This is a genomic window from Peribacillus sp. B2I2, from assembly GCF_041261685.1.
Taxonomy (GTDB): Bacteria; Bacillota; Bacilli; order Bacillales; family DSM-1321; genus Peribacillus.
The window spans coordinates 3,037,768-3,055,619 of the sequence record NZ_JBGCCB010000001.1 but is presented as its reverse complement, the minus strand read 5'-3'; the positions used below and the strand labels follow the sequence as shown (position 1 = coordinate 3,055,619).

Annotated in this window: 13 protein-coding genes; 12 read left to right on the top strand and 1 reads right to left on the bottom strand. The window is 37.9% G+C overall.

The window, feature by feature from the left end; translation table 11 throughout:
* Positions 1-159: 159 nt before the first annotated feature.
* From ABIE66_RS15025 to ABIE66_RS15000, 6 genes are all read left to right on the top strand, one after another.
* On the top strand, positions 160-669 hold the full coding sequence (locus ABIE66_RS15025) for a hypothetical protein (RefSeq protein WP_370015292.1): 510 nt from the start codon (positions 160-162) through the stop codon (positions 667-669).
* 201 nt (positions 670-870) lie between these two features.
* On the top strand, positions 871-2,007 hold the full coding sequence (locus ABIE66_RS15020; RefSeq protein WP_370015291.1) for a D-alanyl-D-alanine carboxypeptidase family protein: 1,137 nt from the start codon (positions 871-873) through the stop codon (positions 2,005-2,007).
* 971 nt (positions 2,008-2,978) lie between these two features.
* Complete coding sequence (locus ABIE66_RS15015; RefSeq protein ID WP_370015290.1) at positions 2,979-4,427, top strand: sensor histidine kinase; 1,449 nt, start codon at positions 2,979-2,981, stop codon at positions 4,425-4,427.
* Positions 4,424-5,110, top strand: a complete 687-nt coding sequence (locus ABIE66_RS15010; RefSeq protein ID WP_289325295.1) for a response regulator transcription factor — start codon at positions 4,424-4,426, stop codon at positions 5,108-5,110. The genes ABIE66_RS15015 and ABIE66_RS15010 overlap by 4 nt, the downstream gene beginning before the upstream one ends.
* Positions 5,111-5,658: 548 nt before the next feature.
* Positions 5,659-6,357 carry an ankyrin repeat domain-containing protein gene (locus tag ABIE66_RS15005; RefSeq protein ID WP_483313978.1) on the top strand — a complete coding sequence of 233 codons (699 nt, stop codon included), beginning with the start codon at positions 5,659-5,661 and terminating at the stop codon, positions 6,355-6,357.
* Positions 6,358-6,439: 82 nt separating this feature from the next.
* Positions 6,440-7,399, top strand: coding sequence for a DUF4822 domain-containing protein (locus ABIE66_RS15000; RefSeq protein ID WP_370015289.1), 960 nt, complete (start codon positions 6,440-6,442; stop codon positions 7,397-7,399).
* Positions 7,400-7,476: 77 nt separating this feature from the next.
* Here ABIE66_RS15000 and ABIE66_RS14995 read toward each other — a convergent pair whose 3' ends face one another.
* Positions 7,477-9,213, bottom strand: a complete 1,737-nt coding sequence (locus ABIE66_RS14995) for a methyl-accepting chemotaxis protein (protein WP_370015288.1) — start codon at positions 9,211-9,213, stop codon at positions 7,477-7,479.
* 1,047 nt (positions 9,214-10,260) lie between these two features.
* Between ABIE66_RS14995 and ABIE66_RS14990 the strand changes: the two genes are divergently transcribed.
* The 6 genes from ABIE66_RS14990 to ABIE66_RS14965 all read left to right on the top strand — a co-directional run bounded on the left by ABIE66_RS14990 (position 10,261) and on the right by ABIE66_RS14965 (position 17,823).
* A complete protein-coding gene (locus ABIE66_RS14990) occupies positions 10,261-11,289 on the top strand; it encodes a TRAP transporter substrate-binding protein (RefSeq protein WP_370015287.1) in 1,029 nt (342 codons plus the stop codon).
* A gap of 36 nt (positions 11,290-11,325) precedes the next feature.
* Complete coding sequence (locus tag ABIE66_RS14985) at positions 11,326-11,898, top strand: TRAP transporter small permease (RefSeq protein ID WP_289316188.1); 573 nt, start codon at positions 11,326-11,328, stop codon at positions 11,896-11,898.
* Positions 11,895-13,172 (top strand): TRAP transporter large permease, encoded by a 1,278-nt coding sequence (locus tag ABIE66_RS14980; RefSeq protein ID WP_289316189.1) that lies wholly within the window; start codon positions 11,895-11,897, stop codon positions 13,170-13,172. Before ABIE66_RS14985 ends, ABIE66_RS14980 begins: the two co-directional genes overlap by 4 nt.
* A gap of 66 nt (positions 13,173-13,238) precedes the next feature.
* Positions 13,239-14,279: a TRAP transporter substrate-binding protein gene (locus ABIE66_RS14975; RefSeq protein WP_370015286.1), complete on the top strand. Its 1,041-nt coding sequence runs from the start codon at positions 13,239-13,241 to the stop codon at positions 14,277-14,279.
* A gap of 24 nt (positions 14,280-14,303) precedes the next feature.
* Positions 14,304-15,554: a nickel pincer cofactor-dependent isomerase, group 22 gene (locus ABIE66_RS14970; protein ID WP_370015285.1), complete on the top strand. Its 1,251-nt coding sequence runs from the start codon at positions 14,304-14,306 to the stop codon at positions 15,552-15,554.
* A gap of 64 nt (positions 15,555-15,618) precedes the next feature.
* Positions 15,619-17,823: a dihydroxy-acid dehydratase domain-containing protein gene (locus ABIE66_RS14965; protein ID WP_289325286.1), complete on the top strand. Its 2,205-nt coding sequence runs from the start codon at positions 15,619-15,621 to the stop codon at positions 17,821-17,823.
* Positions 17,824-17,852 lie beyond the last annotated feature (29 nt).

Genomic DNA, 17,852 nt, shown 5'->3' with positions numbered 1-17,852 from the left:
CTATAAGACAGCTTTTTCTTTATGCATCGATCTGGGCTGATTAGTTTAACAAGGATAATTCACGATTTGTATAGAAGGTAGAGTGAAGGCACATTTGCTGGAAATGAGGTGACGTCGACTATCATAAGGAAAATTCTTAGTTTATTGTTTTTGTTTGTATTGTTTCTTGGTTTAGTTGCTTGCAACATAGATGTGGTCAATGAAAATGGTAAGGAAAAAGAAGAGAAACCAGATAAAGAGGAAAATGTGGTCAATGTAGAAGAGGCAGAAAAATTATTTATAGATTATAGTACAGAACTTTATACCATTAAAGATCCATCCAATCCCCCAACTTTTGATGAAATCGCAGAAAGTATTAAAGTATATTTAACAGAAGAACAATATGATGCAGAAATCGCAAACCGTAAATTTCAAATACCAGAATTGGTATCCAAACAAATTAAAAAAAGTATTGAAGTGCAAGATGTGAAACTTGAAGAACAAAGCAAAAATGATGATGGCACAATAGATTACTTATATATAATGAAATTTAAAGTTTATGACGAGAACTCATCTAAAATTTATGAGAAAGAAGGAGAACTAACCCTTTCCACCACAAAAAATAAATTAAAAATCGATCGTGATTGGAGTAGAGGAGTGAAGATTGACGGTTTAGATGGTGGACTTTAATACAATTTGATTTAGGGGTTTTAGAGCTTTGCGTTTGTTCTGTAATTATAGAAAGCATATATTAGTTATGTCTAAATAGAGGTTCTTTTTGTTTTCAATTATTTATATTACCTAACCTATAATCTTTCAAATTGGAAATAGGAAGAATGACCCAGTGACATTAATTGCTTAACGATATATCTTAAAGCTGAGGTGTTCTAAATGATAAAACTAAATAAAATAACGAGATTGCTAGCTACCGGTTTTGCCTTCATTATTTTATGTTCAGGTTTAATCGGTTTTAACCATGCAATTATTAAGGGGTTAGAACCAAGTGTAGCTAATGCAGCAACTGTAACCTATACAGCAACTGCTAACCTGAATGTCCGTACAGGTCCTTCTACAGCCAATAAAATTATAGCAACCGTTAAATCGGGCACAAAGCTAACGGTAACTGGAAAAGACGTGAATGGTTGGCTAAAGGTTAGCATAAACGGTCAAACAGGTTATGTTAGTAGTAAATATGTAAAAATATCAAACTCTGGCTCTAGTACAGTTACTGTAATCTATACAGCAACTGCTAACTTGAATGTCCGTACAGGTCCTTCTACAACTAATAAAATTATAACAACCGTTAAACCGGGCACAAAGCTAATGGTAACTGGAAAAAATGCGAATGGTTGGCTAAAGGTTAGCATAAACGGTCAAACAGGATATGTTAGTAGCCAATATGTAAAGGTATCCCCTCCGTCTTCTGGCGCCATACAGGTTGTTGCAAAGCCTGAAAGTATTCCAGTTCTAGTCAATAAAAAAAATAAGCTACCAGAAAATTATGTACCAAAAGACTTAGTATATACGTCGATACCGTTTACTTTTAAAGAAAAGACAGAAAAGAGAAAAATGCGAAGTGAAGCAGCTGCTGCCATTAACAAATTATTTGCGGAATCCAAGAAGCAGGGAGTAAGTCTCCTCGGTGTATCTGCGTACAGATCACATGCTACACAAGTTGCTCTATTTGATTATTATGTAAAAAGGGATGGTTATGCAAAAGCTACCACATACAGTGCGATACCTGGAACAAGTGAACATGAAACAGGCCTCGCTATTGATGTGACAGGGGGAAATGGTAAATGCGCGGCACAGGATTGCTTTGGAGGTACTAAAGAAGCAAAATGGCTACAGGCACATGCAGATGATTATGGCTTTATTATCCGATACCCTAAAGGAAAAGAATCAGTTACTGGTTATAAATATGAACCATGGCACCTTCGATATGTAGGCAAATCTACAGCTCAAACTATTATGAGCCACGGAATTACTCTTGAAGAATATTATAATACTAGAGCCGTTCAAAACTAAAGGAATTACCCTGAAGATATATCGATTTTAGTGCTAAAACTTTAATGCCTATACGTAATGGCCAGCCTCATCAAAAACTTGATGAGGCTATTTATTATTAGGTAAACTACCAAGAATTATGTAAAAGAGATAGAGTTTATACACTTAAAAATCAAACTATTTCTATATATAAATTACAAGAAAAGAATCCATTTTGATTAATATCTCAGAAAAAGACCAGAATTTTAAACATGGTCTTTTTCAATCCTCTGAAATTTTGATAAGCTATCGGACGTTCGTTAGATATTTTGTATGTACATATTTTGTTTCCTTACGTTCTGAATTTTGAACCAAGGAACTGCTCTTGGAATTTTATTTTACTTTCGATACCATTTGATACATTCCATGATGTACTTTGAAAACCGGCATTTTTTGTTTACTTGAACGGTAACCTTGTATATATCATATTTTTAATAAACTTTACTCGTTTTTTGGGTATTTATATTCATAATGGAAGGTGCCTTTGTATCTAGTTTTGTTGAAGGAAATGGAAACGCTGCTGAGTTTTTATTTTGACAGCTGCCAATCGTGGCAAAATGCAAGAAATACATCGGTTAGTAAGCATCTTGAAAAACAGGCGGTAACCTTTTCTTACGGAACTATAGGGGAGTTATAGTTATTAAGAACTATTGGATAATTTATGAACTATACGATGATTATAATAGGAAGTATAAAAAACTAATTTTTACCAAATAAATTTTGCTGGATACCACAGATCTTCTTTATTCTAAGGGCATTCTGTTTGAATCGATTAGGGTAAAAATCTTAAGGATTTTTTCTATGTATTTTAGAAAGTTTTAAGATTTGTGTGATATGGTTCTTTTAGTTCTGGGAAATTATCGTGGGAAACAGCATATTGCCGACAAGAACATTAGATAAAAGATGAACAATCTAAAAAGAGTAAACGTGAGATCGATACGGGGTGAATATATTTGTCAATTAAAATGAGGTTTCTGTTGTCCTACGTTGGAGTAATCCTTATTTCCATCACTTTATTTTTAGCAGCCGGATTTTTACTTATTTTTGCAATAACAGGTGATGTGAAATCGATAGAGCATTTATACAAAAAATCTTATCTCCAAAAACCTTTGACTGCAGTAGAGGAAAGTGTGTTTCTCGATTTAAAGCTTTTGGCAAAAAATAACCCTGAGCAGCTTCTAAACGAAAATCAGCTGAAGAAGATTGAACATAAGGATATTAAGATTGTCGTTAGAAAAGATAAAAACATTGAGTATGCTTCCCCAACACTAGATAAGCTAGGATTGGTTCCATCACTTCCCAAGTTCGAAGAAACGAACATCAATACGCGGGACACAATCAAAATGAAAGACTCTTTTTTCACATATGTGAAGTTTGATTTTTATTTTTCGGATAAAAGTGAAGGAAGTATTTTTGTATTGAGAAAGGCAAGTTCCTATGCCGAGTTGACTCGGGAATTGTTTCCCATTTTATTCGCTCTATTGCTATTATTGTTTGTAATGATTATAGGACTTTTAAATTATTTAGTTTCACGAAGCATCATCAAACCCATCTCAATACTTAAAGAAGGCGCAGAGCGGATAAAATCAGGAGATTTAAACTTTGAAATAAAAGCGTCTTCGAATGATGAAATCGGACAATTGAATAGAGCGTTTGAGGAAATGAGAAAAAAGTTAAAAGAGTCCGTAAACCTTCAGCTTCAGTATGAGGAAAATCGCAAAGAACTCCTTTCCAATATTTCTCATGATTTGAAGACACCGATCACTTCGATTATGGGATATGTTGAGGGGATAAAAGACGGGGTAGCAAACACTCCGCAGAAAATGGACAAGTATTTATCAACTGTATACCTTAAAGCAAGAGATATGGATACATTGATAGATGAATTGTTTTTATTTTCCAAGCTGGATTTAAAAAAAGAACCATTCACTTTTGAAACGGTCAGACTAGATAAATATTTGAAAGACTACGTAGAAGAACTTCAACTGGATTTACTTCAACAAGGAATTCAGATTGAACTTCATGTGATGAATAAACCGATATATGTGACAGCGGATAGAGAGAAATTAAAACGCGTATTGGCCAACCTAATCAGCAATTGTATAAAGTATATGAATAAAGATGAAAAACACATTTCCATTTCTCTGCATGAAGGTCTATATGATGTAGTTGTACAAGTAACAGATAATGGCTATGGAATAGAATCTTCTGCTTTGCCTTATATTTTTAACCGCTTTTATCGTGCTGAGCAATCTAGAAATTCTCGGACAGGTGGAAGTGGTTTAGGACTTGCGATCGCAAAAAAAATTATCGGCGAGCATGGAGGAGATATTTGGGCTACTAGTGAAATAGGAAAGGGTACAAGTGTCTTCTTTTCCATAAAGAAAGGTGAGGAAATGTGAAAAAGATATTACTTATTGAAGACGAAGTCAGTATTGCAGAATTGCAAAGGGATTACTTGGAAATTAATGATTTCAGTGTCGATATTCAATATACAGGTGATGCAGGTCTCCAACAGGCCCTTCAGGGAAATTATCATTTAATCATTTTGGACATCATGCTTCCAGGGTTGAATGGATTTGAGATATGCAAACAAATACGTGCTGTCAAAAATATCCCGATATTGCTTGTTTCCGCCAAAAAGGAAGATATCGATAAAATTCGGGGGCTTGGTCTAGGGGCAGATGATTATATTACAAAGCCCTTTAGTCCAAGTGAACTAGTTGCAAGAGTAAAGGCGCATTTAGCGCGTTATGAACGTTTATCAGGAAGTCACCCCAAATCCAATTCCATCTATGTTCATGGAATTTCTATAGATAAGTCAGCACGCAGAGTTCATATAAACGGAGAGGTGATCCCGTTTACAACAAAGGAATTCGATACGTTAGTGTTTTTTGTCATGCATCCGAATCAAGTATTAAGCAAAGAGCAGCTTTATGAAAATATTTGGGGATTGGAATCGGCTGCAGATGTTTCGACTGTCACCGTCCATATCAGGAAACTACGTGAAAAAATTGAAAGAGATCCTGCACATCCTAAATTTTTGGAAACCGTTTGGGGAGCAGGATATCGCTTTAATGTTTAAAGAGTATGTTTTATGACCCGTCACGAAGGTGGCGGGATTTTTTTATAAACATTAAGAAATTTTATTAATAAGTTAATCTTTTTTTAAGAAATTGTTTAGAGGGAGTTTAAGAATAAGCACTATCATAATGTAGACGGAATAACAAAGCGACTAAAAATTAAAAGGGAGAAAAAATCCTCATGGATAGAACAAACCATTTTATTGGCACATCAGTATAACTGAAAAAGGAGGAAGCGGCTAATTCATTGCTACCGATTCTATTGATTAATGGAACCAAATGACCCGAAAAATCACGTGGAATGACAGTAATTCAAGAAGTGTACCGTAAAATGGGAAGCGATTTCTCTGAGACAGTTAGACTTTAATCCAGGGGCGAACCTTGTCCAATGTGTCAAGGGCCATACGATGGCCGCCCGCAGTTTGCTGCTTCCCAAAAAGAAAAGCTGCTTAATCCCAAATCGCACGTCATAGCAAAAAGCGATCAAAGCCTTTTGATTTATGGTTCAAGCGCAAAAATAATAACAAATAATTACAGGATGGTGTGCTTCATGTGGAGACGGCTATCAATTTTCATTGGATGCCTTTTCATCCTTCAAGGATGTGTCGTAGATAACGAAAGAGAGCTAAATAAACAAGAAAAGGAGACAGGCAAAGGTATGAATGAAGAACTGATCCAAGCTGAAGAACGTAAAGACACGGAAACGGTAAGAAGGTTGATCGAGCAAGGTGCAGATATTAATACACAGGACACAGAAGGGCGAACTGCCACTATGATTGCGACTTATATCAATGATGTAGAGACTGCAAAAATATTAATTGAAGCGGGTGCCGACGTCAACATCCAGGATAACATGGAAAATAATCCTTTCTTGTATGCCGGTGCAGAAGGTTTTAAAGATATTCTAAAACTTACGATTGAAGCAGGTGCCGACCCGACAATTACTAACAGGTATGGTGGAACGGCTTTAATCCCAGCTTCGGAACATGGATACGTGGATATTATTAAAGAACTTGTTACTACTGATATGGATATCAATCATGTAAATGATCTCGGTTGGACAGCTTTGCTAGAAGCCATCATTTTGAATAATGGTGATGGGAGACAGCAACAAACAGTGCAATTGTTGATAGATCATGGGGCTGATGTCAACATTCCTGATAAAAATAATGTGACCCCTTTACAACATGCACGCAAGAAAGGATTTAAAGAGATTGAACAAATTTTACTAAAAGCAGGAGCAAAATAACCAGATCATAGATGAATCTATAAAGTCAATATTTGCACTACTAAATAATAAATACAACAATATACAATGAGGAGACAAAAAAATGAATAAAAAAGCAAAAATTTCATCTTCTATACTACTGGGGTTAACATTGACCATAACGGGATGTAACACAAACGCACAAGACAATCAAAGTGCACAGAAACATGAACAAACTGCTAAAGAGAGTAAACAAGAAAATAAGTTAACCGAAGGACAGGAATTGACTAAAATCCTTAGTAGCACGAATTGGCAAGGTACAAAAGTTTATGATAAGAATAATAATGACTTAACAATGGAGAATGCTAACTTTATTGGTCTTGGGAAATATGACGATGAAGCATCCAGATATGAATTTTTTGATAAAAATACAAAAAAAAGTCGTGGTGATAAAGGAACATTCTTTATCACCAACGGGAAGATGCGAGTGTTAATTTCAGAATCAATGGGTTACCAAGCTGTTGTTGAAATAACAGAACTGAATAAGGATATGTTTACCTATAAAAGAATGGGTAAAGATGCTAATGGTAACGACGTAGAGGTGTTTGTTGATCATATTCCTTATAATGAAACAGAACTTACATTTACTGATCCAGATAAAACTTTGGAAACTTACACAGGGGAAGTAGATACAGACGTTGATGGAGACAAAATTTTATCTAGCACCCCATGGCAAGGAACAGTGGCGTTGGATGAAAAGGGAAATGATGTATCTAGCTATAATTCGAATTATTTAGGTCTAGCAAAATATGATGATAAAACAAATAAGTATGAATTTTTTGATGCTAAAACCGGTGAAAGCCGAGGTGATTACGGCTATTACGATGTTGTACATGGAAATAAGATAAGAGCCCATGTTTCACAAGGGAAAAATAAGTATGGCGCAGTTCTTGAACTTACAGAACTTAATGAAAATAAATTCACTTATAAAAGAATCGGTAAAGATAAAGATGGAAAAGAAATAACGATAACAGTTGAACATATCCCTTATGAAGGTGATTTGAAACTAAAATCAACTAGGTAAAATATAAAAAAGGGATTTTGCATTAATAGCAAAATCCCCCTTTTTTTAGATAGTAATAGAATAGTGGTTCAAGTTTTTTACGCGTTAAACTGTTCAACAGATGTTTCTAGGTCATTAGCGAGTTTTACCATTGATGAGGTCGAGGAAGAGATGTCCTCCATGGATTTTGCTTGTTGATCGGTTGAATGTGCCACGTGCTTTGAAGCCATGGCTGTTTCCTTCGTTAACCCAGCAAATTCTTCTATAGAAGCATTGATTTCCTGTGAACTTGCGGCCATTTGCTCGGTAATGGCGGATATTTCTTGAATTTGCTCACTAACATGCTCAAAAGATTTTATGGTCTGTTTAAAAGTTTCTTTTGTATTCAGGACAAATATTGTCCCTTCCTCTACCTCTTTCGTTCCAGCTTCCATCATTTTCACTGATTTATTTATGATGGATTTAAAATTAAGCAGGGACTCTTGTATATTGATCGCAGATTCCTTGGTGCCCACTGCCAATTTCCGTACCTCGTTAGATACCACCGCAAAACCTTTACCCTGTTCACCGGCTCTAGCAGCTTCAATAGCAGCATTTAATGATAGCAGGTTTGTTTGCTCTGCAATTCCTGTAATTAAATGTACAATCTTCACAATCTCATTTGCTTGTTCGTCCAATTTTTTTATTTCTGAACTTGTTTGCAGCATAACATCTTTTACTTGTAAAATTTGATTTGAGAGTTCATTAATATCTTTATTTCCAATGGACATTCTAGTTGAAACATGATTTGTTTGTTCACTGACTTCTGACGAAGCTTCGGCAATTCTTTGTATCCCTATGGTCATTTCCTCGATGACCCTAGATGATTCTTCACTTCTGTACAATTGCACTTCTGTAGCTCCTGCAACTTGTTGAATGCCTTTAACGATATATTGCGTGGAGATATCCATTTCTTTGATTTTGTGTTCGATATCACTTGATGAATCCAAAAGCAGTAAGGATGATTGTTTCATGGAGTTGACGATCATCATTGTGTTGGTAATCATTTCTTCAAAGGATTTCACTAAAACCTTGATTTCGTCGTTTCCGTTTACCCTCGTTTGGCCAATCAGCTCATTGGCTGTTAATAAATTTCCATTGGAGATTTCCTTTGCAGCCATGCTGACCTTGTGAAGGGGGCTTAACTTTCTAGTCAAGAACCATATTAGAGCACCCACTATGATTGCCATTAAGATTACATTGATTATTATTGTTAGGGGAAGGATCCCATTAAGAACCTTGCTGGCAGTAGCATCGACTTTGCTGGCATCAATATCTACCCCTAATATTCCAATGACCTCTTCGCCTTTCATTATTGGAACAAAAACGGATAAATAGTCACCATAATCAGGGTCATGAACAATGGAAGTGGTAGAAACCTTTCCCTTCATAACGCTTTCAACATCCTGATATGCAGTTACGGTTGTAGGGGTTAAAATTGGCGATGCTTTTTTATCTCCCTTACTCATTCCATCTATAAGAATATGAACTTTTTCGCTTTTTTCATTAATCCCCAATGTATATACATATAGTGCTCCAGTTTTTTGTTTAAAATCGTTTAACTGTTCGCGTATTTCCCAATAGGTTGGGGTTTCAGATTGATTACTTAAAAAATCAGCATAAGACGTTGGATTAATGCCTTGAGCAATGTTGCTTGCTAAGTCTAGGCTGCTCGTGGCTATTGTTTTCTCTACCGTATCATTTGTACTCTTATACATTAAAAGTAAACTTCCGATTAATGCAACGATCATGCCTACTAAAAGAACAAAACCTATTTTCGTACTAAGTCTATTCATCTTTGTCTTTTCCTTCCCGTGTTATATATTAACCAGCATGTTCTATATATCGGTAATAAATAGATATCTTTAATGAGTCCCTGTTAAAAGCCTGGGATAGAGTTTTTTAACCGGATGTAAGAGAGGTTCATAATGAATGGTCTCAATAAAAAAATTTTCATCAATGGCAAGGATGAAAAAGATGTATCTATTAAAATGAACTTTTGAAGGAAAAGGGCGGGTCAATATACTTAATAACAAGGGGAAATTAAACAAGCGAATACCACTCTAATGAAGCGGAAGATCAAATAAGAAAATCAAATATTGGCCGAAAGCATCATATCATTTGATATCCCGAAAAAATTTTAACAAGTAAAAAATTTATCTTATTTTCATTCTAAGGGTCAAACTTTTTCTAATAGGATAGAGTGGATTAAAAAAATAAACTAAAGCAGTGGTAATGATTGTTTAAATAATGTCGCCTTAACCAAATAGAAAGTAAAGCAATTCTTAAAGGGAAGGCTGATTATTCAGATGGCAAAACGAAATTCCGACTCAAAGTTCTGTAAAAAGGAGTAGAAGAATGTACTTTAAGTAGAACATTTGGTTTTGTTTGGTTCCCTATCTTAGAAATATCTTAGTATAGAAAAAATCAACTTTCATCTTACCTGTTTTGATTCTGCAATTGCCTGACTGGAAAGGGCGTTGGTTAAAAAGTTTTAATGATTGACATATTGATATGTGACAAAAGGAGTATTTTTTTAATTGTTATAAAATTCAAAAAATGGTTTGACTTTAGTAAAAATGGAAGCTTATAATCAACGTAAGATCCTGAATTTGAAAACAGGGTTTTACATTATAGAACAAATTCTTCGCCTTATAGAAAAGTAATAAATGCATATGTAAAACGTCATAAGCGGTAAAGTGTTTTCCTTACTCCGAATAAAACAAAAACGGGGTTTTATATTATAAAACGATTTCACCTTTGGCTTATACAAGAGTATGGAGAAGTAATTAATATCAGCCCGTTATGATAACGCTTACAAAAAACTTTGGGGAGGGTTTTATTTGAAAAAAAGAAAGCTTTTTGTATTCTCCACAGGCTTTACTCTTGCAGTGGCATTGCTTTTATCAGGATGTGGTGGTGGTGAAGGAGAAAAAACCAGCGGATCTGGAATTGAAAAGAAAACGATTAAAGTGGCACATTATTTTGCCGAAAATCATCCTCAGAACATTGCCTTAAAAGAAAAATTTAAAAAAATGGTTGAAAAAGAGAGTAATGGTGAACTTAAGGTTCAGATTTATGCAAACAGTACATTAGGTGCAGAGAAAGAATTCTATGACGGTGTCAGAAACGGAACAATCGAAATGGGTGTTCCCGGGCTAATCATGCAGTCGGACATTCCGAAAATGGGTGTTCCGGAATGGCCATTCCTATTTAGGGATTACGACCATGTAAAGAAGGTATTGAATGGACCTATTGGAGAGGAATTGACAGAAGAGCTTGATCCAAAACATGGAGTGACACCTCTTTCATGGAGTGCAAATGGCTTTAGGATGTTTTCGAGCAATCGTCCAATCAAGAGTATGAAAGATTTTGATGGACTTCGACTTAGAATGCCGAACATCCCTAATTACATAAAATTAGGTGAATCATTAGGGGCAAACGTAAGCCCATTACCTATTTCAGAAGTTTTTACCGCACTTGAACAAAAGGTGGTGGATGCTCAAGATAATCCCATTGCCACGCTGAGATCCTCGGGGTGGAATGAAGTTCAAAGTGATGTTCTAGAATCCAAGCATATGTTCAGCCCCAATATTTACATTATTAATAGCAAATTCTTTAACGGTCTTACAAAGGAACAACAAAAAATCATTCAAAAAGCAGCAAAAGAGTCGGCAGCATATGAGTTTGATTTGATGGAAAAAAGTTACGAAGATGACAAAGCATTTCTTAAGGATAATGGTATCAAGTTCACTAAGCCTGACGAAGATTTTTCACAAAAAATGTTAAAAGCATCTCAACCTGTTTATGATGAAGTCTTTGAGGAAAATGACTGGGCAGAAGAGCTTGTTGGAAAAATAAAAGCAGAATAATGCAGGCGCTCTAGATAGGAAGGGGGAGATGTATAGGTGAATAAAATTTCCAGAATCTTAGAAAATTCGTTGAACATTATTATGGCTGCTGCGTTAGCAATAATGGTCGTACTCGTGTTTGGTAATGTAGTTCTTCGTTATTTCTTTAATTCAGGGATTACTTGGTCAGAAGAAATGTCAAGATATCTCTTTATTTGGTTGACGTTCCTAGGCGCCATCGGAGCTTTCAAAAACAAAGAACACTTGGGTGTCGACATGGTCATCAAACGGCTCCCAATTAAGATGAAAAAAGTGGTACTCGTTATTAGTGATTTGTTGATGCTTTTCGTTCTTCTCCTGATCCTGGATGGCAGCTGGAAAATGACGTTGATAAACATTGACAGTACAGCACCAGCCACTGGCATGCCACTGGCATTTGTATATGGGACAGGTATTCTTGTGAGTGTTTCAATGGGCAGTATGATCATTTTCAACTTGTATCGGATTTTCTTCAATAAAATTAAAGACGAAGAATTAGTGATGATAAGTGAGTCAGAAGAGTTAATTTCTCTCCATGCTGATGAATTTGCTTCAGATATTAGGATAGCTAAGGAGGAGAAACAGGGATGATAGGTGTATTTGTCGGATCTTTACTGGGAGCCATGGGACTTGGAATACCTATTGCCTTTGCCTTACTTGTGAGTAGCGTAGTGCTAATGTACTTCCTTGGTATTTTTGATAGTCAAATTATCGCGCAAAACCTTATCAGTGGTGCGGATAACTTTCCTCTAATGGCCATACCGTTTTTTATGCTGGCTGGAGAAGCGATGAATCGGGGCGGATTATCACGGCGTATCGTTGAGATGGCAATGAAGATGGTTGGCCATATCAAAGGAGGTCTTGGCTATGTAGCGATCATTGCAAGTGTGTTGTTTGCAAGTTTATCCGGATCTGCTGTTGCAGATACAGCAGCGCTTGGAGCTATATTGATTCCAATGATGGTGAAATCTGGTTATGATGTGAACCGGTCAAGTGGGTTAATTGCATCAGGTGGTATCATTGCTCCGATCATTCCACCAAGTATTGGCTTTATCATTTTTGGTGTCGCGAGTGGTGTGTCCATTACAAAGCTGTTTATGGCAGGAATCGTACCAGGTATTTTACTTGCGGTTGGACTTACGGTTACCTGGGCCATTGTTGCACGAAAAGATAAAGTCGCGGTTAATCCTCGAGCATCAGCAAAAGAAATACTTATCTCACTCCGACAAGGCATATGGGCTCTATTCCTGCCAGTCATTATCATTGGGGGGTTGAAATTCGGACTATTTACCCCGACTGAGGCTGCAGTGGTGGCTGCAGTTTACGCAATATTTGTCGGTCTTGTAATCTATCGTGAAATGAAAGTGAAAGATTTGTACGATGTCTTTGTTCATGCAGGAAAAATGACAAGTGTGGTCATGTTTCTGGTCGCCGCAGCACTAGTGTCATCCTGGCTGATAACTGTAGCCGATTTACCTGGCCAGGTAATTGGATTGCTGGAACCATTCATGGATCATCCATTCCTTCTATTAATAATGATTAACTTACTGGTTATCGTAGTTGGAACTGCAATGGATATGACGCCGACAATCCTTATTCTTACACCTGTCTTGATGCCATTGGTGGTCGCTGCAGGAATCGACCCAGTTTACTTTGGTGTCCTGTTTATCCTGAATAATGCCATTGGTTTACTTACACCACCGGTCGGAACCGTATTAAATGTCATGTGTGGCATAAGTAAAATCAGTATGGAAGATATCATGAAGGGAATTTGGCCTTTCTTGCTCGTGGAAGTAATTGTATTGATCTTGTTAATTTTGTTTCCTTCCTTAGTAATGGTTCCTCTAGAATGGTTTACCTCCTAACGGAATTAAACAAGTAATTGGGTCTGTATGCTGATATTCATCTTATTTTATAGGAGGAAAAAGAAAATGAATATTTTGTTCAAACGTTTGGCGGTTGGAGTTTTACTGCCTTCAGTACTACTATTAGGTGCTTGCGGAAGCGGACAAAATGAAAGCGCTACAGCTGACGGTATACAGGAAAGAACAATCAAAGCAGGAATTGGCAATAGTAAAATGCATCCACAAGGGCAGGGGATGGAAAAATTCAAAGAACTGCTTGAAGAAAAAAGCGGAGGGAAGATGAAAGTCCAAAACTTTTTTGATGCCACTCTTGGGGATGATCAGAAAATGACAGAAGCACTTCAAGGCGGTTTACAGGAAGTAACAGTTCCTTCAACCTCTCCGCTTGTGGGGATGATTAAGGAATTTGGAATATATGACTTCCCATTTGTCTTTAATAATGAAGAAGAGGCTTATACAGTACTTGATGGTGCAGTAGGCAAAAAGCTTTTGGATAAACTTCCGGAACATGATTTAGTAGGTCTGGGATATTGGGAAAATGGTTTCCGAAACGTAACCAACAGCAAACACCCTGTTAAAACGGCTGAAGATTTCAAAGGCCTTAAACTTCGTACGATGCAAAATGAAGTGCATTTAGATGCATTTTCCAAGTTGGGTGTTAATCCATCGCCGATGGCTTTCTCTGAAGTATTTACTGCGTTGGAAACAGGCACTGTGGATGGTCAAGAAAATCCGCTCGCAACAATTCAAACGCAAAAATATAATGAAGTGCAAGACTACTTAAGTTTAACAAATCATGTTTATACACCATTTGTATTCCTTGTAAGTAAAAAGTTTTGGGATGACCTATCAGAACAAGAGCAAAAAATCATGAGTGAGGCCGCACAAGAGGCTGGAAAGTATCAACGGGAAGTTAACCAAAAAGAAAATGAAAAAGCACTTAAGTATCTAAAAGAAGAAGGAATGAAAATCAATGAAGTAGAGCCGGAAGAAATGGAAAAAATGAAGAAAGTCATCCAACCAGTGACGGACGAATATGCTCAGAAATTTGGTCAGGATCTAGTAAAAGAAATGATGAGCGAAGTTGAAAAAGTACGCGGTAAATAATCCAGACTGTTTGGAGGATGGAAAATGGATATTATCACTGACCTTTTACGTGAAATCCCATTACCAAAAATGGTCAAAGTGAGGCAGAAATTTTGTACACCTCAAATCGCTGATGTAGCTGGTGAGGTGAAGAAGGCAATAAAAGAAGCAGGTGTCTTATCAAGAATAACCGAAGATGACAGGGTGGCAATTGCAGTAGGAAGCAGAGGGGTGGCGGACCTTCCTATACTAGTAAGGGAAACGGTAGCGGCTGTTTTGTATGCTGGCGGAAATCCTTTTATCGTACCAGCAATGGGAAGTCATGGGGGTGCTACAGCGGAAGGGCAAATAGATGTGTTGCTTCAGCTGGGTGTTACAGAAGAAGCGGTTGGAGCGCCAATCATGTCATCGATGGAAGTTGTTAAATTGGATGAATTGCCAAATGGGCTCCCTGTATATATAGATAAACTAGCATATGAATCGGATAAAATCATAGTCATTAATCGGATAAAACCGCACACGGCATTTCGTGGACCGGTTGAAAGCGGACTTATGAAAATGATTACAATCGGTTTGGGCAAGCAAAAGGGGGCCGAAGCTGCACATGCGTACAGCTTTAAGTATATGGCGGAACATGTCCCTGAGATGGCTAAGGTTTCCTTGAGAAAAGCCCCTATCATATTTGGGCTAGCGACTATTGAAAATGCCTATGATAAACCAGCGAAAATCGTCGCAGTCCCAGCAGAGGATCTGGAAGAAACGGAGCCGGGACTTTTGCTTGAAGCCAAATCATTGATGCCGAAAATACATTTCGATTCGATGGACGTACTAATTGTAAATGAACTCGGAAAGGACATCTCGGGGGATGGAATGGATCCGAACATAACGGGTAATTTCGCCACTCCATATGCTACCGGGGGGCCAGATGTTAGACGGACCGTTGTTCTTGGACTTACTGAAAAAACTCACGGTAATGCAAACGGCATCGGCATGGCTGATATGACGACGAAGGCGGTCATGAATGAAATCGAATGGGAAAAAGGGTATGCCAATGCACTCACCAGCACAGTGACAGATGTAGTAAAGCTCCCGATGTTTTTAGATACGAACGAATTGGCTGTTAAAGCCGCTATCAAAACGTGCAATGCCTTCGATTTGAATAAGGTAAGAGTTGTAAGAATAAAAAACACGCTTGATATCGGTGAAATTTGGATTTCTGAAAGCATGTTGGAAGAAGCTTTAAAAAACAAAAATATAGAGATCCTGTCAGAACCAGAAGAATTGGCACTAGACTAAAAACCTTTTTTAATATTTTTAGAGAATGGAAGAATTAATTTGAAATCTGAAAAGGAGTGCTGAAATGACACACCTATATCCACTAATTGATAACGAAATAAACCCTTACCGCGATAATGTACAAGGAAAAGCAAATGAACCCATTACGGTTGCGGGTCTGTTGGACCGTTCGAAGCTGACGCTTGGCACCACATATGAAGGGGGCAAGCCTGATTGGACGCTTGAAGAAATTTATATGCGGCTAGAGAGGAATGCCCCGCGTATTGCAATTATCGGTGGTTCGTCCGATCACCCGGCCCATATAATGGATTATCAAACGTCGGCACGGGCGGCAATCCGCATCTGGCAAAACGGCGGCGTGCCGTTTCATTTCTCGACACCGGTAATGTGTGATGGAACTGCGCAAAACAATCAAGGAATGAGTTACTCTCTTCAGAGCCGGAATGCGGTTGCACAAATGGTTGTCAACCAGCTGGAGGCACACAGTTATCATGGTGCATTCGTCATTCAAGGGTGTGATAAGCAGCCTCTTGGAGTGGTAAGTGCACTAGCACATGTTGATCGTGTGCGCCGCAACCGTGGTGAAGCACCCTTTTTCGCAACATTTGCACCTGCTCACGTATTAGAAGGAGGTTCGATTCCAGCTGACGTGATAGAAGAACTGGAAACACTTGCAAAAAAAGCGGAAAGTAAAGGCGCAGCCGATGTAGCCGTTGATTTACGAGATACGATGGCATATATATTGCAATGTTCTTCGAATACTGCATTCCAGGGCGTGTTTGAACGGGCATATGAACGAGGAATATTGACGAAGGAACAGCATAAGTATTTTGAAATGAGACTTGCTGTCGCAACATGTGACGGGCAGGGAGGTGTATGTGCCTTTAATGGAACGGGCAATAGTTCACGTCATTTAGTGGCAGGCATGGGTCTCGTTCATCCAGCCGTTGAGCTATTAACCGATCCACCAACACAACGCCAAATTAACTCGGTACTTGATAGCTTTGCCGGCATGATAAATGACGAGCGCTACGGCGTGGCCAACATTGTCGCTACGAACATAAAAAATGCAATACGTATTCACAGCGCTTCGGGTGGTTCTACAAACTTAATGATGCATATTGTCGCAGGCATGCTTTATGCAGGATACAAATTCAGTTTATGGGACATTGATCGCATCCAGCATTTACATCCAATTCCAGATTTATTTGACTACAGTTTGACAGAAGGAAGGGACATTTATTCACTTGCCATGCAGTGTTGCAGCGGGAAAAGCAGGGGTATGGAAACACTTTTTTATGAACTTATTGAGAATGGCGTACCAATGGACCAGGATGCGCCGACTGTCGCAGCAAAAACTTGGAAAGAACGTCTTTCGATTACAAGTAGCCTAAAAGCGGTTAACGTAAAGAAAGATCAGGTCATTTTGTCCAGTCCACGCCGTGGATTCAGCGGTGTTGATGTATTAAAAGGAAACTTCTTTGAAAGCGCGGTTGTAAAAATCAGCGGAATGCCGACACCACAGCTTGACCAATTCGATGATAAGCTGGCATTTGTCCTTTATTACGAAAATGAAGATGATGCAAATAAAAGCCTACTCGATTCAAATCTGCTTTCAAAAATAAAGGAGCAAAAGCTTTTCGAACATAATCTATTGCTCGAATCTCTTAAATACAACAAGGAGTCGGAATGGTCTATTTTTAAATCTGCTACCTATGAGGAGCTATTTGACAGGATGGTTGAAGAGGGCACTTTGAAAATTGCAATCATTATTTCAGGGCAGGGGCCAGTAGCATTTGGCATGCCGGAAATGTTTACACCAATGCAGCATATCAATGCAAACCGTATTATGAAAAAAATCGCAACGATCATTAGCGACGGCCGCTATTCAGGTGTCACGTATGGTGCTGCCATAGGACATATGACACCAGAATCGTATGAAGGTGGCGGCATTGGTTTACTTAAATCAGGTGATGTAATTCACCTTCAGCTTCGTGACCGACGCATCGATTTTGTCGATTCTACTCAACTTAGTTCGGGGAAGGTTGTTCATGAATTTGCGGAACTTTTAAAAGAAGAAAGACAATCATTGGTAGCGGAACGCAAGCTGCGGATGAAAGTTCGACAAAAAATGGTTGCGGCCAGCAACAGGATGTTTGGACATACAGATGCAGCTAATGGTGTGGTCCCGATCGCTGTCATTGAAGATGCGGTACTGGATTATGAACAGGATATTTTACTCCAGGAAAAAAAAGTAGTAATAAAGTGAGGAATGCTCGTCATAAATCCGATAAGATA